Annotated in this window: 21 protein-coding genes; 18 read left to right on the forward strand and 3 right to left on the reverse strand. The window is 59.7% G+C overall.

Features of this window, described 5'->3' with window-relative positions:
• The first annotated feature begins 203 nt into the window (after positions 1-203).
• The 13 genes from C1719_RS01045 (at position 204) to C1719_RS01105 (ending at position 12365) form a co-directional block, all read left to right on the forward strand.
• Positions 204-1301, forward strand: a complete 1098-nt coding sequence (locus C1719_RS01045; protein ID WP_102373409.1) for a phosphate/phosphite/phosphonate ABC transporter substrate-binding protein — start codon at positions 204-206, stop codon at positions 1299-1301.
• 14 nt (positions 1302-1315) lie between these two features.
• Positions 1316-2149 carry a phosphonate ABC transporter ATP-binding protein gene (phnC, locus tag C1719_RS01050; RefSeq protein WP_102373410.1) on the forward strand — a complete coding sequence of 278 codons (834 nt, stop codon included), beginning with the start codon at positions 1316-1318 and terminating at the stop codon, positions 2147-2149.
• Positions 2149-3036 (forward strand): PhnE/PtxC family ABC transporter permease, encoded by an 888-nt coding sequence (locus tag C1719_RS01055; protein WP_102373411.1) that lies wholly within the window; start codon positions 2149-2151, stop codon positions 3034-3036. The genes phnC and C1719_RS01055 overlap by 1 nt, the downstream gene beginning before the upstream one ends.
• Complete coding sequence (locus tag C1719_RS01060) at positions 3033-4001, forward strand: PhnE/PtxC family ABC transporter permease (RefSeq protein WP_102373412.1); 969 nt, start codon at positions 3033-3035, stop codon at positions 3999-4001. The genes C1719_RS01055 and C1719_RS01060 overlap by 4 nt, the downstream gene beginning before the upstream one ends.
• Positions 4002-4086: 85 nt before the next feature.
• Positions 4087-4521: a phosphonate C-P lyase system protein PhnG gene (gene phnG / locus C1719_RS01065; RefSeq protein WP_245874231.1), complete on the forward strand. Its 435-nt coding sequence runs from the start codon at positions 4087-4089 to the stop codon at positions 4519-4521.
• Positions 4521-5171 carry a phosphonate C-P lyase system protein PhnH gene (gene phnH, locus C1719_RS01070; protein WP_102373414.1) on the forward strand — a complete coding sequence of 217 codons (651 nt, stop codon included), beginning with the start codon at positions 4521-4523 and terminating at the stop codon, positions 5169-5171. The genes phnG and phnH overlap by 1 nt, the downstream gene beginning before the upstream one ends.
• Complete coding sequence (locus tag C1719_RS01075; protein WP_102373415.1) at positions 5171-6472, forward strand: carbon-phosphorus lyase complex subunit PhnI; 1302 nt, start codon at positions 5171-5173, stop codon at positions 6470-6472. Before phnH ends, C1719_RS01075 begins: the two co-directional genes overlap by 1 nt.
• Positions 6473-6480: 8 nt before the next feature.
• Entirely contained in the window at positions 6481-7344 is an 864-nt protein-coding gene (locus C1719_RS01080; protein ID WP_102373934.1) for an alpha-D-ribose 1-methylphosphonate 5-phosphate C-P-lyase PhnJ, read from the forward strand.
• Positions 7331-8287 carry an ATP-binding cassette domain-containing protein gene (locus C1719_RS01085; RefSeq protein ID WP_219717774.1) on the forward strand — a complete coding sequence of 319 codons (957 nt, stop codon included), beginning with the start codon at positions 7331-7333 and terminating at the stop codon, positions 8285-8287. The genes C1719_RS01080 and C1719_RS01085 overlap by 14 nt, the downstream gene beginning before the upstream one ends.
• 86 nt (positions 8288-8373) lie before the next feature.
• On the forward strand, positions 8374-9768 hold the full coding sequence (locus C1719_RS01090) for an alpha-D-ribose 1-methylphosphonate 5-triphosphate diphosphatase (RefSeq protein ID WP_102373416.1): 1395 nt from the start codon (positions 8374-8376) through the stop codon (positions 9766-9768).
• Complete coding sequence (locus C1719_RS01095) at positions 9765-10574, forward strand: phosphonate C-P lyase system protein PhnL (RefSeq protein WP_245874233.1); 810 nt, start codon at positions 9765-9767, stop codon at positions 10572-10574. Before C1719_RS01090 ends, C1719_RS01095 begins: the two co-directional genes overlap by 4 nt.
• Complete coding sequence (locus tag C1719_RS01100) at positions 10571-11482, forward strand: PHP domain-containing protein (protein WP_245874234.1); 912 nt, start codon at positions 10571-10573, stop codon at positions 11480-11482. Before C1719_RS01095 ends, C1719_RS01100 begins: the two co-directional genes overlap by 4 nt.
• A 94-nt stretch (positions 11483-11576) precedes the next feature.
• Entirely contained in the window at positions 11577-12365 is a 789-nt protein-coding gene (locus C1719_RS01105) for an exodeoxyribonuclease III (protein WP_102373938.1), read from the forward strand.
• A gap of 186 nt (positions 12366-12551) precedes the next feature.
• On the opposite strand, the gene C1719_RS01110 is transcribed toward C1719_RS01105, so the two are convergent.
• Positions 12552-14306 (reverse strand): FAD-dependent oxidoreductase, encoded by a 1755-nt coding sequence (locus C1719_RS01110; protein WP_102373417.1) that lies wholly within the window; start codon positions 14304-14306, stop codon positions 12552-12554.
• 291 nt (positions 14307-14597) lie between these two features.
• On the opposite strand from C1719_RS01110, the gene C1719_RS01115 reads away from it, so the two are divergent.
• Positions 14598-15965 (forward strand): helix-turn-helix transcriptional regulator, encoded by a 1368-nt coding sequence (locus C1719_RS01115; RefSeq protein WP_102373418.1) that lies wholly within the window; start codon positions 14598-14600, stop codon positions 15963-15965.
• Positions 15966-16060: 95 nt separating this feature from the next.
• Here C1719_RS01115 and C1719_RS01120 read toward each other — a convergent pair whose 3' ends face one another.
• The gene (locus C1719_RS01120) at positions 16061-16630 is read right to left on the reverse strand and encodes a methylated-DNA--[protein]-cysteine S-methyltransferase (protein WP_102373419.1); all 570 of its coding nucleotides are present in this window, start codon (positions 16628-16630) and stop codon (positions 16061-16063) included.
• 351 nt (positions 16631-16981) lie between these two features.
• Here C1719_RS01120 and C1719_RS01125 point away from each other — a divergent pair, with 351 nt between their 5' ends.
• The gene (locus tag C1719_RS01125; protein WP_102373420.1) at positions 16982-18523 is read left to right on the forward strand and encodes an AlkA N-terminal domain-containing protein; all 1542 of its coding nucleotides are present in this window, start codon (positions 16982-16984) and stop codon (positions 18521-18523) included.
• A 143-nt stretch (positions 18524-18666) separates the two neighbouring features.
• Here C1719_RS01125 and C1719_RS01130 read toward each other — a convergent pair whose 3' ends face one another.
• Positions 18667-19881, reverse strand: coding sequence for a molybdopterin molybdotransferase MoeA (locus C1719_RS01130; RefSeq protein ID WP_180963406.1), 1215 nt, complete (start codon positions 19879-19881; stop codon positions 18667-18669).
• Positions 19882-20074: 193 nt separating this feature from the next.
• On the opposite strand from C1719_RS01130, the gene C1719_RS01135 reads away from it, so the two are divergent.
• From C1719_RS01135 to C1719_RS01145, 3 genes are all read left to right on the forward strand, one after another.
• Complete coding sequence (locus C1719_RS01135) at positions 20075-21124, forward strand: FecCD family ABC transporter permease (RefSeq protein WP_245874235.1); 1050 nt, start codon at positions 20075-20077, stop codon at positions 21122-21124.
• A complete protein-coding gene (locus C1719_RS01140) occupies positions 21121-21990 on the forward strand; it encodes an ABC transporter ATP-binding protein (protein WP_102373422.1) in 870 nt (289 codons plus the stop codon). Before C1719_RS01135 ends, C1719_RS01140 begins: the two co-directional genes overlap by 4 nt.
• Before the next feature lie 96 nt (positions 21991-22086).
• Positions 22087-23211: an ABC transporter substrate-binding protein gene (locus tag C1719_RS01145; RefSeq protein WP_102373423.1), complete on the forward strand. Its 1125-nt coding sequence runs from the start codon at positions 22087-22089 to the stop codon at positions 23209-23211.
• The last annotated feature ends 40 nt before the right edge of the window (positions 23212-23251 follow it).

A 23251-nucleotide genomic window follows, 5' to 3' on the forward strand; every position in this document is an offset into this window, starting at 1 on the left:
TCCGTGATCCAGGGTTTGCCCAAGATTGATCAAAGCTTGACATGCGCCTGACGGGGATCGGACAGAGCTTGCTTAGCATGGGTTTTGCAGCGGTTGTTCCAAAGGCGATGATTCTGCGTTGCTCTTCCCATAGGTTGATCCCCTGCCTTTCGGGTCCCGCTACTGACAAAACAACACCAAGCTATTGAGAGAAAGAGAGCCATATGTTTGAAGGCACGATATCCCGACGCCGGTTCGTCATCGGCGGCGCTTCTGTTTTAGCAGCAGGTGCATTGGCTTTGATGACGGGTTGCTCGGCTGGCGGTACGGCGACGGGCGCGGCCGGCACGGCCGGCGCTGCAACGGCGGACGCTGCTCAGGGCGCAACGGCTTCCGAAAAGATCACCATGGTGTGGCTCCCCGACAACTCCTCGGCCGACCTGACGGCATCCCGCGAAGCCATCGGCAATGCGATCACCGCGGCATGCGGACGCGAAACCGAACTCATGACCACCACCGATTACAACGTGGCCATCGAGGCGATCGCGTCGGGCAGTGCGCAGATGGCGCTCCTGGGCGCCGAGGGATACGTGCAGGCGAACAAGAAAAACCCCAAGGTGCTTGCGGCGTTCACCAACAGCGACGAGGATGGAAAGCTCGATGGCGCCTGCTATTACAGCCGCATCTGCGTGGCTGTCGAAAACGCCGATCAGTACAAAGAGGGTAACGGCTACTCTATCGAGAACATCAAGGGCAAGTCGTTCTCGTTCGTCTCCGCCACCTCGACCTCGGGATTCAAAGTGCCTTCAAGCGCCATTGTCAGCGAATTCGGGCTCGATTCTTCGGATCAGCTGCTCGAGGCGGGATCCTTCTTCTCCGAAGTCCTGTTCGGCAATTCCCATGCGGGATCGACGGTCAACCTGCTTTCGGGCGATGCGGATGCGGCGGCGTTCGATGACGTCGATGTCGATATGTATCTCGATCTCGTATCGGGCGAAGCGAACACGATCGGCGCCGTCTACAAGGCGAAAGACGATGCCGAAGCTCCGTTCGATACCGTGCGCGGCAAAAAGTTCACCATCATCGCGATCACGCCGGTTCTCAATGCGCCCGTGTGCTTCAACGAGGATGCGATCGACGAGGAAACCCGCTCCAAGATCGTCGAGTACTTCTGTTCGGACGAAGTTGCCGACAACAAGGCGATCTTCATCGATCCGGAGGACGAAAGCGCTCAGGGAATCTTTGAGAAAGAATCTGAAAAAAGCTGCTTTGTCAAAGTGACCGACGATTGGTACGAACCCATCCGCAAGCTCGGCGCTTAGAAGGCGATTGACTGATGGAGCGGCAGACATTGCTCAACATAGAATCGGTGTCAAAGGCGTATACCGGAAAGGCGAAGGCCCTCGACGGCGTTTCGTTTTCGGTCGAGCGCGGGCAATTCGTTTCGGTCATCGGATCGTCGGGGGCGGGAAAATCGACGCTTTTGCGGTGCATCAACCGATTGATCGATCCGAGCAGCGGAGCCGTCGAGTTTGATGGCAGGGACGTGACGAAGCTGGGCAAGCGCGAATTGCGGCAGATTCGCCGTCGCGTCAGCATGGTTTTCCAACACTACAACCTTGTGTCGCGCTCGACGGCGATCGAAAACGTGCTGCAGGGAAGGCTCGGTTACAAATCGAGCCTGGCGGGAGTTCTCGCGCTCTACTCCGAGGAAGAGAAAATCCGTGCGTTCGACGTCCTCGATCAGCTCGGTCTTCTCGAATTCGCGTATCGTCGCTGCGATCAGCTTTCAGGCGGACAGAAGCAGCGGGTCGGCATTGCGCGGGCGCTCGTGCAAGATCCGCTGCTCATTCTTGCCGACGAGCCGATTGCGAGCCTCGATCCAAAATCGTCGCGTGCCATCATGGAGCATCTGCGATGGGCGGCTGACGATCTGGGCATCGCCTGTTTGGTGAACCTCCATCAGGTCGATTACGCCATCGAGTTCTCCGATCGCATCATCGGTCTCAAGGATGGGAAGCTCGTCTTCGACGGAACGCCTGCCGAGCTCGATGCGGAAGCGATTGCCCGCATATACGGAACGCCGTACGTGAAGGAGCGCTCCGTGAAGCCGCAGGGGTTTTCAGACGTGGTCGAAGCCGATGTCATGGCAGCGGCGGGTGTTGCGTGATGAGTGCGGCGGAACCGCGTTTCAAGGCGGGGGAGGCGCTTGCCTGCCAAGGCGTCGGCGCAGCCCCTTCGGGCGGCGCATCCGCGCCATCGGCTGGGGAGGCCGAAACGAACTTCTTTCGCCGCCGCAGCCTTTCGATCGTCGGTGTGTTCCTCGTGTTCTTGGCTGCGAATGCGGTTGCGGGAGGCTATGTCGGGTTCGACTTCGGAGCCGCTGTCGCCGATATTCCCGCCGGCATTGTTTGGATGGCTGCGAACTTCGTGCCCTCGGCCGAATCGTTTGGCAAGCTCGGCCAGATACTCTCGTCGCTTGCGTCGACGGTGCTCGTTTCCATTGCGGCAAGCTGTGTTGCTGCGGTGTTCGCGTTCGTGTTCGCCGTGCTTGGATCGCGCTCGGTCGGGATCGGCGGGCCTGTTTCGATTGCAGTTCGCGCCGTCGCCTCGCTGTTTCGCAACATTCCCGTGGTTGCATGGGCGTTCATCCTGCTGTTCTCGTTCAAGCAGAGCGAATTCACGGGGTTCTTCGCGCTGTTTTTAACGAGCCTCGGATATTTGACCCGCTGCTATCTCGAAAGCATCGACGAGGTCAGCGGAGGTTCGGTCGAGGCGCTGCGGGCTACGGGAGCAAGCTACTTTTCGATTGTGGCCCAGGCGGTGGTTCCGATGTCGATCACGTCGGTCATCAGCTGGGTGCTCTACATGATCGAAACGAACATTCGCGACGCGACCCTCATTGGAATCCTTACCGGCACGGGCATCGGTTTCGTGTTCGATCTGTATTACAAGAGCTTTCGCTATGACATCGCCGGACTCGTCATTGCGATGATCGTGATTGCGGTGATCGCGTGCGAGGCGATATCGAATTACGTCAGGAGGCAGATCATATGACGAAGCGAGAGGGAGGCGCGTCGCTGCGCGAGACGTCTGCGAAAGCGGTGCTGGCGGCAGATGCGGCTAGCGATGCGGCTGCTTTGCCCGCAGCTGCTCCGTCTCCGTCCGCCCTGCGCGTCGGGCTTGCGGCGGCGGGCGTTCGGCGCAGCCGATCCGGCAAAATCAAAACGCGCGTGATGAATAAGCAGAATGCTGCCGTTGCGCTTGTACTCGGCGTGCTTGCGGGGCTGACGGCGTTCTCGCTTGCGACGATGAACTACGGCAAGGTTTCCTTCTTCGCGGCGCTCTCGCAGGCGGCTGAGGATTTTCTCATGATGATGCTGCAGCCGGGGCTTGCGGGGCATTTCACGCTTGCCGATGTGGTGACGGGCCTTTTCGTATCGTTGGCCCTCGCGGTGCTCACCACGTTCATCGGGGCGGTTATCGCCTTCGTGTTGAGCCTGTTCGCAGCAGTCAATCTGTCGAATAGACCGCTGAGCAACGTGATCAAAGCGCTCATGTCGTTTTTTCGCGCTGTGCCGACGATCCTGTGGGTGCTCGTTTTCACGGTTGCCATCGGACTCGGCCCCGAGGCGGCGGTGATCGGCCTTTTGTTCCACAGCATCGCCTATCTCGTCAAGGCGTACTCGGAAAGCTTCGAAGAAATCGACCCAGGCGTACTTGAAGCCCTGCGCTCGTGCGGTGCCTCGTGGTGGCAGACGGTCTTTTCGGCGGTGGTGCCCGAAAAGATGAGCGAGATGCTCTCGTGGACGTTCATCCGCTTCGAAATCAACTTCGTGAATGCGGTTGCGGTCGGCGCGGTTGCGGGGGCGGGCGGCATCGGATACCAGCTCTTTTTGGCGGGAAGCTTCTACTACAACATCCACGAGGTCGGCTTGATCGTGTATCTGTGCCTTGCCGTCGCCATCGTGCTCGAAGTGGCCTCGACCAAACTGCGGAAACGCTACATCGCCCATTCGTAAGCGGCCGTCATGCGGGCGCACGCAATGAAACATATATGCCAGGCGGCTGCGCTTGCGGCCGGAAACGATGAACCAAGGAGTTAGTTTGAACCGATACGAACGAACGCGCGTGCTTGCGGGTGGAGACCCCGGCGTCGCGCAGGCCATTGCGGCCGAAATCGAGCAGGCGTGCGACGTCGAGGTGCTCGATGCTCCCCGTGAGGAACTTGTTATGGTGAAGGTGCGTGAAAGCGCTCGAAACAGCCTTTTCTATCTGGGCGAGGCGCTCATGTGCTCGTGCAGGGTGCGAATCGCCGACACGATGGGGTTCGGCTACGTGCTCGGCAGCAAGCGCAACGCGGCTTACAACCTGGCGCTCATCGATGCGGCGTTCTCATCAGGCGAAGCGTTCGAGCGCATGTCCAAGTGGGAGCAGCGAATCGAAAAAGAAGCACGGCGGCAGCGCGAGAAGCAGGCGAAGGATCGTGCGCTGATCGAGCGGACCCGCGTTGATTTCTCGACTATGGACGGTGATGCGTGATGGATGCCGCCCTGAGTGAAATCCATCGTATCCAGCGGTCTTTTCGGGCGGTGATGGAGGCGATGGCCCGCCCTGGCCGTCCGACGATGATGCCGCTTGCGGCCGGCGTGCAGAAACGGTATCCGGGAATTCGAAAGCCGCTTGCGACGCTGATCGACATGCTCGTCGATCAGGCGACGACGTTCTCGATTGCCAACGGGTGCGATGGGGCCCTCGCCGATGCCGTGTCGGCGGAAACGCACGCAAGGCGCGTGCTGCCCGATCAGTCGGCGTTCGTCATCGTTCCTGAAGATGCGGACGCTCCTTGCGTTGAAATGGCGGTCGCCCATGCTACGGCCGGGTCGCTTATCGCCCCCGAAACCGGTGCGACGATACTCATCGGCTGCGGACGGATCGCGATGCGCGGCGATGGGGCCGAATCCCCCGACGGCAACCCGAATATGCATTGGGTATCCGTCGAGGGCCCCGGGGTGAAGGAGTCCCATGTATTCGGCGTCGACCGCATCGATTGGGCGTGGGCGCGGAATCGCCGCGAGGACGAGTTTCCCTGCGGCATCGACATCGTGCTTGCAGACGAGCAAGGAGCCGTGGTTGCCGTGCCCCGCACCTCGTTCGTGTCGCTACTGGCTGTTGCGGGAGGTGCGAAGTAATGGGATACGTTGCCGTGCGAGGTGGTCGGGAAGCCATCGAAGAGAGCCTGAACCTGCTTGAGTGGGAGCGCGTTCGGTCTGGGCGAAGCATCGATGTCGAAAGCATCCAATCCGCCTTCCCCGATCTCGTCGACCAGGTTATGGGAGAGAGCTCCCTTTACGCTCCCGAGCTTGCGGCGCTTGCGCTCAAGCAGGCGCAGGGCTCGCCCGAGGAAGCGGTGTTTCTGCTGAGGGCTTTTCGCTCGACGCTCGAGCGTCCCTATGTGAGCAGGACGATCGAGCCGAAGACGATGGAAGTCGATCGGAGAATTTCGGCGGCGTTCAAAGACGTGCCCGGCGGACAGGTTCTTGGGGCAACGCGCGATTATACCCACCGTCTGCTCGATTTCAACCTGCGGGAGGAAGACGACGATTCTCTTCACGAGGCGAAAAAGCGCCTCAAGCGCGAGTGGAAGAAGCGGGTCGTTGCAAAGGCGCGCGAAAAACTCGAAGCGCAGTCGGATGGGAGGGGCTTTGATTGCGAAAGCGAAGGGCGAGATTTCGGCAGGCTTCCCAAGGTTGCCGACTACCTGCGCGAAGAGGGTCTGCTTGTACAGCATGAACCGAACAACGAGGAGCCCGTTGATGTGACTATGGAGCCGCTCGTGTTTCCCGCGCCCCGCTCGGCGCGCCTGCAGACGCTTGCGCGCGGCATGACGCAGGCCGTCGGCGCGCTTGGGTATGCGGCGATCCGCGGGTTCGGCCCGGCGCATCCGACGGTTGCCGAACTGCGCCACGGGATCATCGAGATCGCGATCGACCATCCCCTTGGGTCGGGTGCGGCAGAAGATGCGTATTGCGTGGGGTCGATCCCTGTGACCGAGGTGGAATCGCTGTTCGAGGTGGAGACGCAGAACCCCCAAGGAGAGAAGGAGCTTGCCTTCGAACTGGGCTACGGCATGGTTATCGGCCGGGGAGAAACCAAGGCGATCGCGATGAGCGTGCTTGATAACTGCCTCGAGCAGGGAGATAAGCGCTTTCCGACGCAGGATGAGGAGTTCGTCTTGTACCACGTCGACGGCATCGAGGCGACGGGTTTCATTTCGCATCTCAAGCTGCCCCATTACGTGACGTTCCAGTCGAAGCTTTCGGCTGTGCGAAAAACAAGGGGTGCCGAAGACGGCATCTCGGGCATCTGTGCGGATGCGTCCGTTGCCGAAAGCTCCCTCGCCGCTCAGCAGGCTGTGTCCGACGAGATGCGAACCGCCGGCGCGCCCCATGCGGCAAAAGCCGACGGATCGATCGACTTCGAAAAGGAATGAGTGCAATCATGGAACAGCTCTACAACTTCGCCTTCTTCGACGAGGCATCGAAGCGCGAGATCAGGCGGGCGATATTGAAGGGGATCGCCATCCCTGGCTACCAGGTGCCCTTTGCGTCGCGCGAGATGCCGATCGGACGCGGATGGGGAACCGGCGGCTTGCAAGTAACGCTTGCCATCATCGGTTCGGCCGACGTGCTCAAGGTTATCGACCAGGGCTCCGATGAGAGCGTCAACGCCGTCAACATCAAGAAGCTCGTGTGCGCGACAACCGATGTGGAAACCACTGACGAAACTGCGCGGGCGAGCATCATCCAATCGCGTCATCGCATTCCCGAAGAGCCCCTGCGGGAGGACCAGGTGCTTGTGCTGCAGGTGCCGACGCCCGAGCCCCTGCGCGATTTTGAGCCGAGCGAGGCTGTGACGCGCAGGCTTCATGCCGAGGCCGATTACACCGGTGCGTGGCTTGGCCTTTTCGATCAGATCATCCGTTTCGGATCGACGACGACGGGGGCCGATCATCCCGTGAAGGTCAACGGGCGCTACATCATGGCGCCGTCTCCGATTCCGCGTTTCGACACGCTCAAGCTGCACATGAGCGATAACCTTACGCTTCTGGGTGCTGGCCGCGAAAAGAAGATCTATGCGGTGCCGCCCTACACCGTGGTCGAGCCGCTCGATTTTGCCGACCATCCCTTTTCCGTCGAGGATTTTTCGGGCAAGTCGTGTTCGATCTGCGGCGCGACCAACACCTATCTTGACGAACTCGTCGACGAGGAAACGGGCGAGACGTACTACTGTTGCAACGATACGGCGTTTTGCGCATCGCGCGTAGAGCGCTCGATGGGAGGTCTTGTCCATGGAAACCGTTAGTGCGAGCTGCGTGATCGAAGGCGCCACCGCCGTCCCTCGGCAAGATCGGCATCAGGGCGCGTCCGTTCGTCTTGTGCAGCCACGGGCGAGCGTGCGTGCGAAGCGTATGGAAGAGACGCCCTGCGTATCGGTTGCGGGTTTGTCGCGCAGCTTCGGCGCTGGTTGCGATTACTGCGCCGACCCCGCAGCGCCGCTCGAGCGCAACCGCTGCCCGAAATGCGGCACCGTGCATGCGGTGCGCAACGTGGACTTCGAGCTGTATCCGGGGGAGATCGTCGGAGTTGTGGGCGAATCGGGGAGTGGGAAATCGACGCTCATGCAGTGTATGTACTTCGATCAGGAGGCAAGCAGCGGAGAAATCCTCGTGCAGCCCTATGACAGGGGAGCGCGCAACATCCTCGAACTCTCTTCGCAGGAGAAGCGCCGCATTCGCAACACGGTGTTTGGCATGGTCTATCAGAATCCCTATCTGGGCCTGCGCATGGACTACTCTTCGCTTTCGAACATCGCCGAGCAGATGATCGCTTCGGGCGACAGAAGCGTCTCCCATATGCGTTCGCGCGGCGAAGAGCTGCTCGGGCAGGTGAACATCCCCACCGTTCGTGCAACCGATCCGCCGCGGACGTTTTCCGGTGGCATGCAGCAGCGCGTCCAGATCGCCAAGGCGCTCTCGAACAACCCGCCGGTGCTTTTGCTTGACGAGGTGACCACGGGGCTTGACCTGTCCGTGCAGGCGAACGTGCTCGACTTGATTCTGCAGATCCGCCGTGATTTCAACGTGAGCATGCTTGTGGTGAGCCACGACCTCGGCGTGATCCGCATGCTCGCCGATCGCACCTTCGTGATGCTCGATGGCCGTGTGATCGAGGAGGGTCTCACCGATCAGATACTCGAAGACCCCCAGCATGCCTACACCCAGCAGCTCGTGTATTCGCTGCTGTGAGCAGGCATTCGAGGCACTCGGCTCGGAATACTTTCGAACCGAGTGCCGTTGACGAAAGACCGATACGAAAGAAGGAAGCAAGCTTCATGAACGATACAACCCTCATTATCTCTGGAGGAACGGTGGTCTGCGAAGACGCGGTGCTGCCCGACCACGATGTGTTCGTGCGCAGCGGCAGGATCGCCGCCATCAGGCCGAGTGCGGGATACCGCCTCGCCGACGGCACCGATGATTCGTCCTTGGCGATCGTCGATGCGCGAGGCGCTTACGTTGCTCCGGGTATGATCGACGTCCATTCCGATTTCATCGAAACGGTGGCAAGCCCGCGCCCGAGCGTGGTGATGGACTTGCGCACTTCGCTTTACCAGGCGGAGCGCGAACTGGCAGCCCACGGGATTACGACGATATTCCATTCCCTTTCGGTTTACGGCGCGGCGATCTTCGATCACAAGCCGATTCGCAATTTCGAAAACGTAATGAATCTCGTTGAGGAGGTGTCCGCCATGCGCAGCGTCGAAGAGGCAGAGCACCTCATCCGCCACCGGCTGCACCTGCGCATCGAGATCGATTCGGTCGATCGCTACGATGCGATCAAAGAATGCATCGCCGCGGGCTCGGTCGATATGATCTCGTTCATGGACCATACTCCGGGACAGGGACAGTACAGCGATCTCGGCATTTTCGGCAACACGCTCAAAGGGTATCGCGATATCAGCGACCAGGAGGTGGCGCGTATTATCGAGGAGCAGCAGCGAAGCGACAAGCTCTCGCTTGCCCAGATGACCGAGCTTGCCCGGCTGGCGCGGCGTCGCGGGATCTCGGTTGCGTCGCATGACGACGACGCGATCGAAAAGCTCGATCGCATGGCGGCGCTCGATGCGGCGATATCCGAGTTTCCGATTACCATGGACGTCGCCCATGAGGCGCGCAAGCGCGGCATGCATACGCTTGCGGGAGCGCCGAATGTCATGATGGGGCATTCCCATTCAGGGAATCTCTCGGCGCGTGAAGCGGTGGGGGAGGATGCGATCGACATGTTGTGCAGCGATTACTATCCGGCTGCTATGCTCGGCGCTGTATTTGCGCTTCATCGCATCGTCGGTCTTGATCTCGCGAGGGCTTTTGCGTTGGTAACGGCCCATCCGGCACAGGCCGCCGGCATATCCGACGAGGTTGGATCCATCGCGGTCGGGAAGCGCGCCGATCTCATTGTCGTGAGGGAGCTACCGGTGCGGGGCGCTTCGGAAGACGAGTCCGTTCCCGTGGTGACGGAGGCGTTCGTCGGCGGTCGGTGCGTGCATCGCAGCCTCTATCCCGCGTTCGAGGACGTTTTGGCCGACGGAGACGCTCGTCGACGGCGGGCAGCCGATGCCCCTGTCGCCGCCGATCAGGCGTCCGCCGATCGCGGCGCGCTCGATTTTGCAGCGGCAGAGGATGAGGCTGCCCAGATCGATTTCGAGAAAGCGCAGGCGGTCCGATGAGCGCCGTCGAGTGCCGCCCGGCGCAGGCGGCCGGGGTTTCGCGTGGCGAGGAGACGGCAGCTGAGAACGAGTTCGGGCAGATGTCGATTGACGAACAGGCGGACCAGATGCCGTTGCTCAAGATTTCGGGGCTTTCCAAATCGTTTACCATCCATGCCGTCGATCGGCATATCAAAGGGTGCTCGAACGTCGATCTCGACATCATGCCCGGCGAGTTCGTGGGCATCACCGGGAAAAGCGGCAGCGGAAAGTCGACGATCCTGCGCTGCATCTATCGGACGAATCTTCCCGAAGCGGGCGCCATTCTCTACGATTCGGCTGCATTCGGCAGGATCGATCTTGCTCGGGCAACGCAGCGGCAGATGATCTACCTGCGCACCCATGACATCGGATACGTCTCGCAGTTTTTGAGCGTTTTGCCCCGTCGCAGCGCATATGATATCGTCATGCAGAGCGCCATTGAAACATACGGATGCAACGCCCAGGAGAAGTGCCATCGCGAGACCAAGGCGATGCTGCGCCATTTCGATTTGACGGAAGATCTGTGGGACGTGTATCCGCGGACGTTTTCCGGAGGCGAGAAGCTTCGGCTCAACATCGCCGCCGCCATGATCAAGCAGCCCCGTTTGCTTCTGCTCGACGAGCCGACGGCCTCGCTTGACAACGCATCGAAGATCAAAGTGCGCGAGCTGATCGAGCGGTTGAAGGGGCAGGGCACGACGATGCTCGGCATATTCCACGACCTCGAGTTCATGGAAGGCTTGTGCGATAGGGAGTTCAACATGCAGGAAGGCATGATGGTATGAATCGGGAAGAATGCGGGGATCCCGCTGCGCGCACTGGGCGGGCGTCAGGCGATTTGCGGGCACGGGCCGCGGCAACCGAGGCCATGCTGCGCTTTCTCGAAGATGCGGCTGCGTCGGGTGCGCGGTCGGATCTCCATGTGCACACGACGGTGTCCGACGGATCCGATACCTTTGCCGAAGCGCTCGCCCAGGTGAAGGAGCGCGGAATCTCGCATGTCGCATTCACGAATCACGATACGACGGCCGGACTCGACGAAGCGATCGCGCTCGGTGCCGATTTCGGAATCGAGGTTATCGGCGGCGTGGAGATCAGCGCATGGGATAGCCGCCGCAAGCGCAAGGTGCACGTTCTCGGCTACGGGCTCGCCTGCGAGTCCCCTGCCGTCGATGCGCTTTGCGCTCCGCTTCTTGCGCGCCGAAACGAGAACACGCAATGGCAGCTTGATCGGCTGCTGGAAGCGGGCTATCAGGTTGATGTCGATCGGGTGCACGCGCTTGCGCTGGCATCGACGGCGCTGTACAAGCAGCACCTCATGGCAGCGCTTACCGATGAGCCGTACGCATCGGATGCGTATCAGGGGCTGTATTGCAGCCTGTTCAAAGGCGAAGGGATATGCGCGCGCGATATCGAATACGTCGATGCATGCGATGCGGTGCGGGCTATCGTTGCCGACGGCGGCGTTGCGGTGCTTGCCCATCCCGGCCAGCTTGACAGCTATGCGCTGGTCGGCGATCTGACGGCATGCGGGTTGCGGGGCATCGAGAAGCACCATCCCGACCACGACCTGCATGATCAGGAAGCATGCGACGAGCTTGCCGAACGCTACGGGCTTGTACGCACGGGCGGCTCCGACTACCATGGTCGCTTCGGTCGAATTCCGCATATCGGTTTTGGGTGCGAAAGCTAGAACACGAACAGATGTTTCACGTGAAACATCGGCGAACGCGGGGCATCTTCGGTATACTGGTTGCGATCATTGAAACCGATTGCGGGAGATGCATATGCGATTCGTCTCATGGAATGTGAACGGCCTGCGTGCCGTTATGAAGAAAGGCTTCGAGGAGATCTTCTCGGAATTCAACGCCGATGTGTTTGCGTTGCAGGAAACCAAGCTTCAAGAGGGCCAGATCGATCTCGATCTGGCCGGCTACCATGATTATTGGAGTTACGCCGAGCGCAAGGGCTACTCGGGAACCGCCGTGTTCACCAAGGAGGAGCCCCTCCAGGTCATCCACGAACTCGGCATGCCCCATCTTGATACCGAGGGGCGCGTGGTGGCGCTCGAATTCCCAGAGCTGTGGTTCGTCGACGTGTACACTCCGAACGCGCAAAACGAGCTCGCCCGCATCGACCATCGCATGGAATGGGACGATGCATTTCGGGAATTCTGCAAAGGCCTCGAGGCGGGAAGCCTTCCTGCCGGCGCGCAGGCCGCGGCGCCGAAACCCGTGGTGATGTGCGGCGATTTCAACGTTGCCCATCAAGAGATCGACCTGAAGAACCCTGGCCCCAACCGCGGCAACGCGGGCTTTTCCGATGAGGAGCGCGGCAAGTTCACCGAACTGCTTGACGCGGGGTTCACCGACACGTTCCGACACACGCATCCTGACCTCGCGGGCGCGTATTCGTGGTGGAGCTATCGGTTCAACGCCCGCGCGAACAACGCGGGATGGCGCATCGATTACTTTTTGGTGAGCGATGAGCTCGTTCCGCGCATAAAGGGAGCGTCCATCTACAGCGAAGTTTTCGGCAGCGATCACTGCCCGGTAGCGCTTGAGCTCGACATTTGACGAGCGCGCATTCTCGCACGAAAGCGCCGAATGCGTGCGGTGGGCGCGCGTCTGCGTTGCAGCCAATCCTTGCGCATTCCCGAATTGCGCATTCCGGAATGCGCGGCAGGGAGGCACGGGCGGATGGCTGATGCAGGGCGGAAAAGAAGAAGGGGCTCCAGCGGGTGTGGCTGGAGCCCCTTTCGATTAAGCGTTGTTCTTGCTCGCGAGCGCTTTGCCGCACATGCGACCGAACGTTGCGCATCGGCCGGCGTTGGATCCTGCACCCAGATTGGGGTAGGTGTGCGCGTAGTAGCTACCGGAATCGTTCCCGATGACGTAAAGACCCTCGATAGGCTCGTTTTTCTCGTTTAATGCCTGAAAATCGGTGTTGATCTTTATGCCGTCCAGCGTGCAGAGGGCAAGGCCGCCTATCTTCACGCCGTAAAAAGGAGCCGTGCGCATTTCCGACAAGCGAAACGCCTCTTTCCCGTATTGGGTGTCTTCTTGGGCGTCGTAGAGGCTGTTGTAGGTGTCGACGGTTTTCTTGAATGCATCCACGTCAAAACCCAGCTTTTCCGCAAGCTCTTCGATGGTGTCGGCTTTTACGACTTTTCCCGCTTCGATGTTCGCTTCGATGTTCGCTTCGGTTCCATCAAGGTTGACGGGATCGAGAATGTTTCCGCCTTCACGGATTTCGAGCGTCGAGCAACCGACGGTATGGAAGCGATGGACGTCCTCTTTCCAATTGGCGTCCCATACCGGATACCAGGCACGGTTTCCCTTCATCGACGCTGCATGGACCACATAGTCGTACGGGCTCGATTCGTTGCAGATACGATTTCCGACAGAGTCGACCTTGAGGAACGGTTGGGTTGCGAATTGGAAATAGTCGAAATCCATATCGAACGGATGCCCGATTTCTTGATCGGGCTTCATGATGCCGCGGTCGAAGACCATCGTGGTCTTTACATCGTCGAACCGTGCGCCGGCCCACATGCAGGCCTTGATCCCTTCTCCCTGCGCGTTGAAATTAGCGAAGGGCACAACGCCTACGAGGCTTTTGACCAATTCGCCCTGTAGAGCTTCGTACATGGCGAAATTGTTCGCATAGCCGCCTGTGGCGACGATGACGCCGTTCTTCGCATTGATGCGCATGCGGGTTCCGTCGGAAGTGGATGCGTATGCGCCGACTACGGCACCGTCTTCGTTCTGGATGAGCCGATCCATGCCCGTTTCGTACATGAGTTTTGCGCCGGCGAAGCTGAGAAAATACTCGGTGAGCACTTCGACGGTCGTGGCTTCGCAGCTCCTGTTGTCTTTGCCCATTTCTTCGCGCATGATGATAGTGCCGTGCCCGGTTGGGTAGGCTTTGTAGCGAAGATCTTCGCTGGGCATGTTGTATTCAAGGTCTACCTGAATGTCTTTTACGCCATCTACGCGATCGCAGTACCAGTCGAGGGCTTCTCCGGAATTGTCAGCCCATAAGCGGACGAGATCCATATTGTTTTGGTTGCAGGCGTAGCGGGCGTAATCGTTGAGAAGCTCTTCCTTGTCGATCGTCACCCCTGCTTCTTTTTGCTTGCGGGAATCGATGGCGCCAAGAGCCGATCCGCGTACTCCCGCGCCTGTTTCGTACTTTTCGATGAGCAAGACGTTTGCTCCCTGTTCTGCGGCGGCGCATGCGGCGAACCATCCAGAGCATCCCGCGCCCACGACCAGCACGTCGGTATCGATGGTTTCAGAGCAGTCTTCGTCGGTTATCGCCGGGGCTTCGCCGAGCCAGTCGGCGGGCGAAGGAGTGCTCGATGCCTGGTCTGCCGTCGAGGCAGTGCTTTCCTTGTCGTTTTCACTGGCTTGAGGGGAGCAGCCGGTAAGTCCGATGGCTCCCAGTGCCGTTGCCGCGCCTGTGGCAAGGGCTCCCGTCAGAAACTTACGGCGGTCGATTTTCGGTGATTCCATAGATTCCTCCCTTTTCGAGGGTCCGTTCCTCTTGTATGCATGCTTGCGGGCGAATTGGCGATTCGGACTCCAATGCGCTCCGTCGTGCGATTCACCATAGCGGCATGGTGGCTGGCCCGCATCGCTGCAAAGCGTGGATTTAGGAAAATCAATGGTATCGGGGGAGGTCAGGGGGCATCCCCTTTTTTCAGGGAGTGTTGCGGCACATGCTTTTCAAGTAGAATGGCGTAGCAAGTGGAAGGGGTTATCGGTTTGAGTCTTTCGAAAAGTCTAAATCGGCTCGCAGAGACGGTGAAACTTCGTTATTTGGGCTTGGGGCTTCTGTGGTCGTGGATCTACTGTCTGTGGTTCAGCCCTGCGGTATTTTCGTCGGACAACGGCGATGCTGGCGGGATAACGTGGCTTGTCTCCCTGGCCGCTTCGGCTGCTGCTCTTTTCGTGCTCGCAATACGCCCGGGCCGAGAAAAGCGGCTTCATTCCGCATGGCTCTACGTTGCTCCCATTGGCGTTTCCCTTTCCACGTTCGCACTTTTGCTTGCGTCCGACGGCGTTGTTGCGTGGGCTAGCGCGGCGGTGGGGGGACTTCTCACTGCTTTCTTATGGGTGCAGTGGGGCGAGCTTTATTGCTCGTTGGACGAAGAGGTCATGGAGGCATGCGTTCCGTCTTCTGCCATAATCGTGATAGGATCGGCTTTGCTGTCGATAGGTCTTCCCTCCCTTGCGGCGGGAGTGTTTGTTGCGTTGATACCTTTGGCTTCGGGGGCCTTGATGCTGGTATGCCATGGAGACGAGGCGTTTGTCGTTCCCCCGTTTAAGCTTGCCAACAGCAAGAAAGGTTTACCGTCTTTGCTGGTTAGGCTTGGACTTGTTTCTATGGTTTGCGCGATGGCCTCGAGTTTTATCTTGGCTCTTTCGGAAGAGTCGACCTCGCTTCTTTTCGGTTCGCTTTCCATCCTCGCGGTCGCTATCGGCGCTCTTTTCGCCGTCGCGCTTTCGTTGGTACTCATTTTCTTTGCGCGAAGAATTGATTTTGCAAGTTTGTATCAGTGGGTTGTTCCCATCCTCGTGCTATCGATATGCCTGTTTATTGCAGGGGGCCGCAATGCCGGAACGGTTTCTTTGGCGCTTTCGTTTTGCGTAGCGTTTGCGGTGGATTGCCTGTTCATGATAATTGCGGCTCGAATAACGAAAAAGGGGCTATGCGCACCTGCCGAAGCGTTCGGGATATTTCGCGGGTTCGTGCAGACAGGGTGCTTCGCTGCGGGGTTGATTGCAAGGGCGGCTGTGGATCTTCACATAGAATTGGTGCATATACTGCTTGCTTTCGTATTCGTTAGCGTGATCGCGTTGGTGGCGGTCGTTCGTCTGCAGGAAGAGCTCAAAAACCTTACCAACCCGCCGGTTTCGGTGAACGCGTCTCTTTCGTCAAGCGATGAGGACGCCGTCGGTCGCATGGCGGAGCAGTACCGGCTCTCTCCCCGTGAAGTTGACGTGCTGCGATTGCTCTCCCGGGGAAGGTCCGTTCCTTACATGCGAGATGCGCTTGTCATATCGAAGAGTACGATCGAGACCCACATCAAGCACCTTTATGCGAAAGCCGGCGTCCATTCAAGACAGGAGCTTATCAATCTGCTTGAGAGCTACCGCCAGGAAGCCTAGACCGTACGGAAGGGCTTTCGCAGCCAATCCCCGCGCATTCCCGAATTGCGCATTCCGGAATGCGCGGCAGGGAGGCGCGGGCGGATGGCTGATGGCTACAGCGCAGTGCCTTTGGCGGGGCGGTAGAGGCGGCTCATGTCGACGCCCTCGTGTTCGAGCAGCCAGATCTTCTTATCGAGACCGCCTGCGAATCCCGTGAGGCTGCCATCGGCTCCGACGACCCGATGGCAGGGGACGATGATGCTTATGGGGTTGTGTCCGACGGCGCCGCCCACGGCGAGGCTCGCCATGGTCTTCTTTCCCTGCCGTTGGGCCACCAGACGGCCGATCTCGCCGTACGTTATGGTCTCGCCGTAGGGTATCTCCGTGAGAACGCGCCAGACGGCTTGGCGAAAATCACTGCCGATGGGTGCAAGCGGAAGCCGCCTGATTTCGGGGCGTTTTCCAGTGAAGTACTCGTCGAGCCATTCGCATGCGTCATCTAAAACCGCTGCTGCCGTTCCGTCGTCTGGAGTCATTTCGCCGGGTATCGTACCTCCGAAGTATTTCTGCCCGCTCATCCAAAGGCCGCAAAGGCCGGTTCCGTTGCTGCAAAGGGTTATGCCGCCTATGGGCGATTCGTAGTCGCGGGAAAAATAGGTTGCGCTGTTGCTTACCTTGGTCATGTTCGTCGATCCTTTCGCGTTCGCGTTTTTCCTATTCTAGAGGATGGAGCGCGCTGAGCTAGCTGTTTTGGGACATGCAAAGGGGTAACAGAGCGGTTTGCTTTCGCTGACAACCGAAGCCGGCATGCTCCTGCCTGAACGCTCGAATGTCCGGTTTTTCATCGGGGGTCTTGCGAGTCCATGTCGATTGCGCTTTGGCGGCCGAGCGAAACGATGCTGCCTGCATATAGCCGAGAAGCTACGCGTCCGAAGCCCGGCGACGGGCTTGCGCGAACGGTTCGATGTCCGAAAGCAGCTAGCTACCGCAGTGCCGGCAGTGTAGAATCTGCCCAAACGCGATAGGAGAAACGTATGGGTGCGGCAAGCATATGCAAGGGCGAGGTTGCGTCAGGGCGAAACGCCGTGTTAGGCGAAGCGAAGAGCTCGGGTAGCGAAGAATCCCGCAAACGAGCCCTCTACAAAGCTTTCGAGTCGAAAGACGCCCGCTTCGACGGGCAGGTCTTCGTGGGCGTGTCTTCGACGGGCATCTACTGCAGGCCCGTATGCCCCTATATGCCGAAGTTCGAAAACTGCACGTTTTACGAAACGTCCGCCGAAGCGGAGAAGGCGGGCTACCGCCCTTGCTTGGTTTGCCGACCCGAGCTCGCTCCCGGCAATTCGAGCGTCGATGCGTATGCGAATCTCGCGCAGCGAACCGCTCGGCTCTTGAAGGAGAACTGCACGAGCGGGGAGGGCATGGAGCGGCTTGCCGCCCGCCTCGGGTACACGGGGCGCCATCTGCGGCGGGCGTTCGAGCGAGAGTTCGATGTGACCCCTTTGCAGTATCTTCAAACATGTCGCTTGCAGTTGGCGAAATCGCTTTTAGCCGATACCGATCTTCCCATCTCGCAGGTTGCCGTAGCTTCGGGCTTCGGCAGCGTGCGCCGCTTCAACGACGTGTTCAAACAGAATTATCGGTTGACGCCGAGCGACTTGCGCAAGCGCGGAAACAGGCAGGCGCGTTTCGAAGGAGCCATCGTCATGAGACTCGGTTATCGTCCTCCTTATCGCTTCGACGACCTTCTCGGCTTCTTCCGCCTGCGTGCGCTCGACGGAGTCGAGGTGGTCGGGGACGATTTCTATGCCAGGACGGTGCGCATTTTCTCCGGTGAAGGCGATGCGGTCACAGGTTGGGTGCGCGTATCGAACGATGCCGATCGCAACGCGCTTGCCGTGACCATGAGTGAATCGCTTCTTCCTGCTACATCGCAGATCATGGCTCGTTTGCGCCGTCAGTTCGATACGGATTGCGATCCTTGCGCGGTGTACAAGGGGATCGCTTCGCTTGACGAGGCTGTGTCTGGGGCGGCTGTGCCGGGCACGCGGCTTCCCGGTTGTTTCGACGGGTTCGAAACGGCGGTTCGTGCGATTCTCGGGCAGCAGGTGACGGTGGCGGCGGCGAACAAGCTTGCGGCTCGCATCGTCGAAACGTACGGCGCTCCGATCGACACGGACATCGGGGGGCTGACCCATGCGTTTCCCGCGCCTGAGGAAGTCCTCGCGCTCAACTCGATAGAGGATGCGTTCGGCGAACTGGGGGTAATCAGGACGCGCTCGCGCACCATCGCCGAGATCGCGCGGCTCCTTGCGGAAGGCGAGCTCGATTTCGGCTCGGGGGCGATCGTGTCCGAGCAGATGGAACGGCTGCTTGCGGTTAAGGGCATCGGCCCGTGGTCGGCCAACTACATGGCGATGCGCATCTTGAGCTACCCCGATGCCTTTATGGAAACCGATGCGGGCATCAAGCACGCGCTGCCTGATTTCTCGCCTGCCGAGCGCCTGCGCCTTGCCGAGAAGTGGCGTCCCTGGCGCAGCTACGCCACCATCGCCCTTTGGAATTCGCTCGGCGCGTGATGAGGGGGTTGGGGATTCGTTTGCGGTGAGCGATCGGGGCGCATCATTCGTTGTGGAGTACGATGCGCAGAGAGAGGGGATGACGGACGATCGCCATCCCCTGCATCCAATCGCGAAGAGTGCTGCCCCTGCGCCCGTGCCTCTTACACTTCCTCGAAGAATTCCTCACCGCGCAGCAGCTCCACTTCGAGCAGATCGCCTTCTTGCCACCCGGCTTCGCCGATGGGGGAGATGCGCTGGGCGTTCGACGCCATGCACTCGGCCAGCTCTCCCGCCTTGAAGTTATGGAAGCGCACTTCGTAGCCGTCGGCGGTGCGCAGCAGGTCGCAGCGGCCGATGTTCGCCATCTTCGGCACGCTTCCCGAGGTGGCTGCGGCCTTCGCCATGACCGTCGGGCGCTTGTGCACGGGTATGCCGAGGATGCGCGCGGTGATCGCCTGCAGGCACCACTCGGTCCCGTAATAGGCGGCAAGCGTGGGTCCGGGCAGGTCGACGACCGGCTTGCCGTCGGCAACCGCCATCATGAGCGGTCGTCCGGGCACGGCTGCGATGTAGTGGCGTATCACGCTCCCGCGTTTCTCGATCATGCGCACGTTGAAATCTTCCTCGCCGATTGCGGAGCCGCCGTTGATGACGACGGCGTCGGCGACGGCAAGCGCTTCTTCGAACGCGCGCTCGAGCTCGGCGGGATCGTCGTGGACGATGGGGAATACGATCGGCTCGGCACCGAATTCGATGAGCATGTGCTTGACCATGAGACTGTTCGTATCGACGTTCTGACCGCGGCGCGGTTTGATGCCCGCGCACACAAGCTCGCTTCCCGTGGGGATGAACGCGATGCGCGGCTTGCGGCGCACCGGCACCATGGTGGCGCCTCCCATGCAGAGGGCCGCCAGGTCGGTGGGGCGGATGACGCTGCCTGCGGAAAGCAAGGGCACTCCCGCCTTAAGCGTTGCGCCGGAGGGGTTTACGCCCGACCCCGCCTCGATCTTCACATCGTCGTCGAGAACGACCGACCCGTCGGGCTGAATGGCCGCCTTCTCGATCATGATGACGGCATCGAACTCGTCGGGGAAATCGTCGCCGGTGTCGGCGCGCACATAATCGACGCCGCGTTTCCAGGTGCTCGTGTCGGGCAGCCCGTTTGCGAACGCAGCCGATTTCACGGCGATGCCGTCGAACGACGATGAGCGCACGACGGGCAACGTGTTGGTCGAAACCATATCGCGCGCCAGCACGCGACCGACCGATTCGTCGAGTGAGACGAGTTCGGTTTCCTGCACCGGTTCCCATGCCTTGAAGAAATCGGCAAGCGCTTCTTCCTTCGAGGGAAAGCCGTCCATAATCTTTTCTCCCACAGGTCCTCCTTTACATCCCGCAGAGCAAAATCCTCTCGCTTTCTAGCAAGGATACTCCAAGTTTGAGAATAATTCATCTTGAAATATTATACTCATCAAGATATATTATTCTAATACAAAGATAGTTTGCCGATGCAGGCGGGAACCTGTCCTTCGGGTACAGGGTGCTTCGAAAAGCAGGGGGATCATACGTTTGAAGCTTGAGGGAAAGCGCTTGGGGAAAGCGGGCGGCCGAAAGGCCCTTCCGATCATCACCGTTTTGGTGGTTGTGCTCGTTGCTGCCGTGCTCGTATCGTTTACGCTCGGCCGCTACGATATGACCGTGCTCGACGTGCTCAAGGTGGCAGCCAATCAGATGTTCGGCATGCAGACGTTTCCCGAGTCCACGCATATCACTGTCGTCACCCAGGTGCGGTTCCCCCGTGTGATAGCCGCCCTTGTCATCGGCGCTGCGCTTGCGGCTGCAGGTGCCAGCTACCAGGGCCTGTTCAAGAATCCTATGGTTTCGCCCGATTTGCTCGGTGCTTCGGCGGGTGCCGGGTTCGGCGCATCGTTCGCACTGCTCATGGGCGGCAACATGTATGTGGTTCAGCTCTCCGCCTTCGTATGCGGCATTGTTGCCGTGCTGCTTACGTACTTCGTCAGCACGGCGGTGAGCAAGGGCGAATCGATGACGCTTACGCTCGTGCTAACCGGCATGGTGGTCACGGCTTTGTTTCAGGCGTTCATCACGATGACCAAGTACGTTGCCGACCCCGACGACAAGCTTCCCTCGATCACCTATTGGCTCATGGGCGGCCTTTCGTCGATGCGGATCGAAGATCTGCCCATGCTGCTCGTTCCCGTTGTCGTGGGCATCGTGCCGATGCTTTTGTTCCGCAACCAGCTCAATGCGCTTTCGTTCGGAGACGAAGAAGCGCGCGCTCTCGGCGTCAACACGAAGTTCATCCGCGGGCTGTTCATCTTCTGCGCCACGCTCGTTACGGCCGCTTCGGTTGCGGCGGCGGGTATGGTGGGCTGGGTCGGCCTCGTGATCCCGCACCTCGCTCGCATGATCGTGGGCCCCAACCACAAGGTGCTGCTGCCGGCCTCTCTTCTGCTCGGCGCCCTCTACATTCTCATCATCGACGATCTGTGCCGATGCCTGTTTGCCATCGAACTGCCCTTGAGCGTGCTCACGGCAATCATCGGTGCGCCGTTCTTCATCTATCTGTTGACGCGGGGAAGGAAGACGTGGACATGAGGGAATTTGCTCTTGATGGTGTGACCTGCGGGTACAAGGATACAACGATACTGTCTGACGTGTCGTTCTCGATTGGTGCGGGCGAGGCTCTGTGCCTGCTCGGTCCGAACGGCGTGGGGAAGACCACGCTGTTTCGCAGCATGCTCGGGTTCTTGAAGCCGTTCAGCGGCAAGATCACGCTCGACGGGGACGACATATCCACGTGGTCGTCACGCACGCTTGCGCAGAAGATCGGCTATGTTCCGCAGAACCACACGCCGCCGTTCGCCTATCCCGTGATCGACGTGGTAACGATGGGCAGGCTTTCCCGTATCAGCCCGATCGCCTCGCCGTCAAATCGCGATACCGATAAGGCGTACGAGTGCCTGGAGCGGTTGGGGATAAGCCATTTGGCTGACAAGCTTTACACGCAGATCAGCGGTGGCGAACGGCAGATGGTGCTCATTGCGCGCTCGCTTGCGCAGGAGCCTGAGGTGCTCGTCATGGACGAGCCGACTGCGAGCCTCGATTACGGCAACCAGGTGAGGGTGCTCCGCCAGATCTCGCAACTGGTGAAGGAGGGCATTTCGGTCATCATGACGACGCATTTTCCCGACCATGCGTTTCTCTGCGCCACGAAGGTGGGGCTCATCACGCGCGAATGGGTGCGCTTCGGCACGCCCGATGAGGTGGTTACCGAAGACTCGCTCAAGGAAACGTACGGCGTCGACGTGCGTATCGTCAAAGAGCATACCTGCAAGTGCGGAACGCTCAAGGGGTGCATCCCCATCGTCGAATTCGCCGCAGCAGGAGACGGCGCGGATGGCATCCGCGATCGTATGAGGGGCATTCCATCGTCGCAGAAGCATGTGGCGGTGTGTGCATAAAGTCCGTCGGGTCGTCGCGATGCGGCGGCGGCGGACGGCGCGCATTGTTTCAGACCGCGCGCAGGTGCCAACAAAGGGAGAGATGAAAGGAACCATATGAAACGCAAGATAGCAGCGCTGCTCATGGCTTGCATGCTCGCGCTTCCGCTCGTTGCGGGATGCTCGAGTGGTACGACCGAGCAGAAGCCCGCCGAAAACAAGGATGAACAGCAACAGCAGGCAGAGCCGCAAGCGACCGAGCGCGAGATCACCGATATGGCGGGTCGCACGGTTACCATTCCAACCGAAGTGAATTCCGTGTACTGCGCCGTTCCGACCGGTGAGGCGATGGTTGCCACGCTTTCGCCCGAGAAGATCATCGGCTGGGTGAACGAGCCGTCTGCTGCCGCCATGGAATACTTGCCCGAGAACCTGGCCTCCATGCCCGTTATCGGCGGTTGGATGGGCCAGCAGGTTACGGCCAACATGGAAGATATCATCACGCTCGATCCCGATATCATCATCTATGTGGGCACCGACGGCTCTCTCGGCAATGATGATGTGCCCGATCAGATCCAGAAGGAAACAGGCATCCCGGTCGTCTGCGCGTCGAGCGCGCTTGAGCGTACCGCCGAAGTGTACCGTACGCTGGGCGATTGGATCGGCGAAGCCGAGCGCGGCGAAGAGCTTGCCACGTACTACGAGACGAAGCTCGCCGATGTGGTCGAGAAGATAGACGCCATTCCCGATTCCGAGCGCCCGAGAGTGTACTATGCCGAGAATTCCGACGGACTCGCCACCGATCCTGCCGGGTCGTCTCACACCGAAGTGCTCGACTACTGCAAGGTAACCAACGTTGCCGATGTGGAGATGAAATCGGGACAGGGTCGTACCGAGGTTTCCATCGAGCAGGTTATCGCGTGGGATCCCGAGCTCATTTTGTGCCATTCGGGATTCGTGCTCGCTGACGACATAACGAGCAACCCGCAGTGGGCCGATATCCAGGCCGTGAAAGACGGCGAAGTCTACACGACGCCCGCCGTGCCTTTCAACTGGTTCGACCGTCCGCCGAACGTCATGCGCCTCATGGGTATCCAGTGGTTCGCGACCGTGTGCTATCCCGATATCGACATCGATATCAATCAGGAGACGAAGGACTTCTACAAGCTGTTCTACAAGATGGATCTGAGCGACGAGCAGGTTGAATCGCTTCTGAACCAGAACCAGCTCAGCTTCAACTAACTTTACCGAGCCATGGAAGCAGAGGCCATACAGGAAAACT

This window comes from Raoultibacter massiliensis (genome assembly GCF_900199545.1).
Taxonomy (GTDB): domain Bacteria; phylum Actinomycetota; class Coriobacteriia; order Coriobacteriales; family Eggerthellaceae; genus Raoultibacter; species Raoultibacter massiliensis.

Excerpts from the sequence above, each read along its gene's own strand:
- phnC (WP_102373410.1), top strand. The coding sequence starts at position 1,316 with ATGGAGCGGCAGACATTGCTCAACATAGAATCGGTGTCAAAGGCGTAT.
- C1719_RS01090 (WP_102373416.1), top strand. The coding sequence starts at position 8,374 with ATGAACGATACAACCCTCATTATCTCTGGAGGAACGGTGGTCTGCGAA.
- C1719_RS01060 (WP_102373412.1), top strand. The coding sequence starts at position 3,033 with ATGACGAAGCGAGAGGGAGGCGCGTCGCTGCGCGAGACGTCTGCGAAA.
- C1719_RS01095 (WP_245874233.1), top strand. The coding sequence starts at position 9,765 with ATGAGCGCCGTCGAGTGCCGCCCGGCGCAGGCGGCCGGGGTTTCGCGT.
- C1719_RS01140 (WP_102373422.1), top strand. The coding sequence starts at position 21,121 with ATGAGGGAATTTGCTCTTGATGGTGTGACCTGCGGGTACAAGGATACA.
- C1719_RS01120 (WP_102373419.1), bottom strand. The coding sequence starts at position 16,630 with ATGACCAAGGTAAGCAACAGCGCAACCTATTTTTCCCGCGACTACGAA.
- C1719_RS01100 (WP_245874234.1), top strand. The coding sequence starts at position 10,571 with ATGAATCGGGAAGAATGCGGGGATCCCGCTGCGCGCACTGGGCGGGCG.
- C1719_RS01085 (WP_219717774.1), top strand. The coding sequence starts at position 7,331 with ATGGAAACCGTTAGTGCGAGCTGCGTGATCGAAGGCGCCACCGCCGTC.
- C1719_RS01055 (WP_102373411.1), top strand. The coding sequence starts at position 2,149 with ATGAGTGCGGCGGAACCGCGTTTCAAGGCGGGGGAGGCGCTTGCCTGC.
- C1719_RS01110 (WP_102373417.1), bottom strand. The coding sequence starts at position 14,306 with ATGGAATCACCGAAAATCGACCGCCGTAAGTTTCTGACGGGAGCCCTT.
- C1719_RS01075 (WP_102373415.1), top strand. The coding sequence starts at position 5,171 with ATGGGATACGTTGCCGTGCGAGGTGGTCGGGAAGCCATCGAAGAGAGC.
- phnH (WP_102373414.1), top strand. The coding sequence starts at position 4,521 with ATGGATGCCGCCCTGAGTGAAATCCATCGTATCCAGCGGTCTTTTCGG.
- C1719_RS01145 (WP_102373423.1), top strand. The coding sequence starts at position 22,087 with ATGAAACGCAAGATAGCAGCGCTGCTCATGGCTTGCATGCTCGCGCTT.
- C1719_RS01105 (WP_102373938.1), top strand. The coding sequence starts at position 11,577 with ATGCGATTCGTCTCATGGAATGTGAACGGCCTGCGTGCCGTTATGAAG.
- C1719_RS01045 (WP_102373409.1), top strand. The coding sequence starts at position 204 with ATGTTTGAAGGCACGATATCCCGACGCCGGTTCGTCATCGGCGGCGCT.
- C1719_RS01125 (WP_102373420.1), top strand. The coding sequence starts at position 16,982 with ATGGGTGCGGCAAGCATATGCAAGGGCGAGGTTGCGTCAGGGCGAAAC.
- C1719_RS01080 (WP_102373934.1), top strand. The coding sequence starts at position 6,481 with ATGGAACAGCTCTACAACTTCGCCTTCTTCGACGAGGCATCGAAGCGC.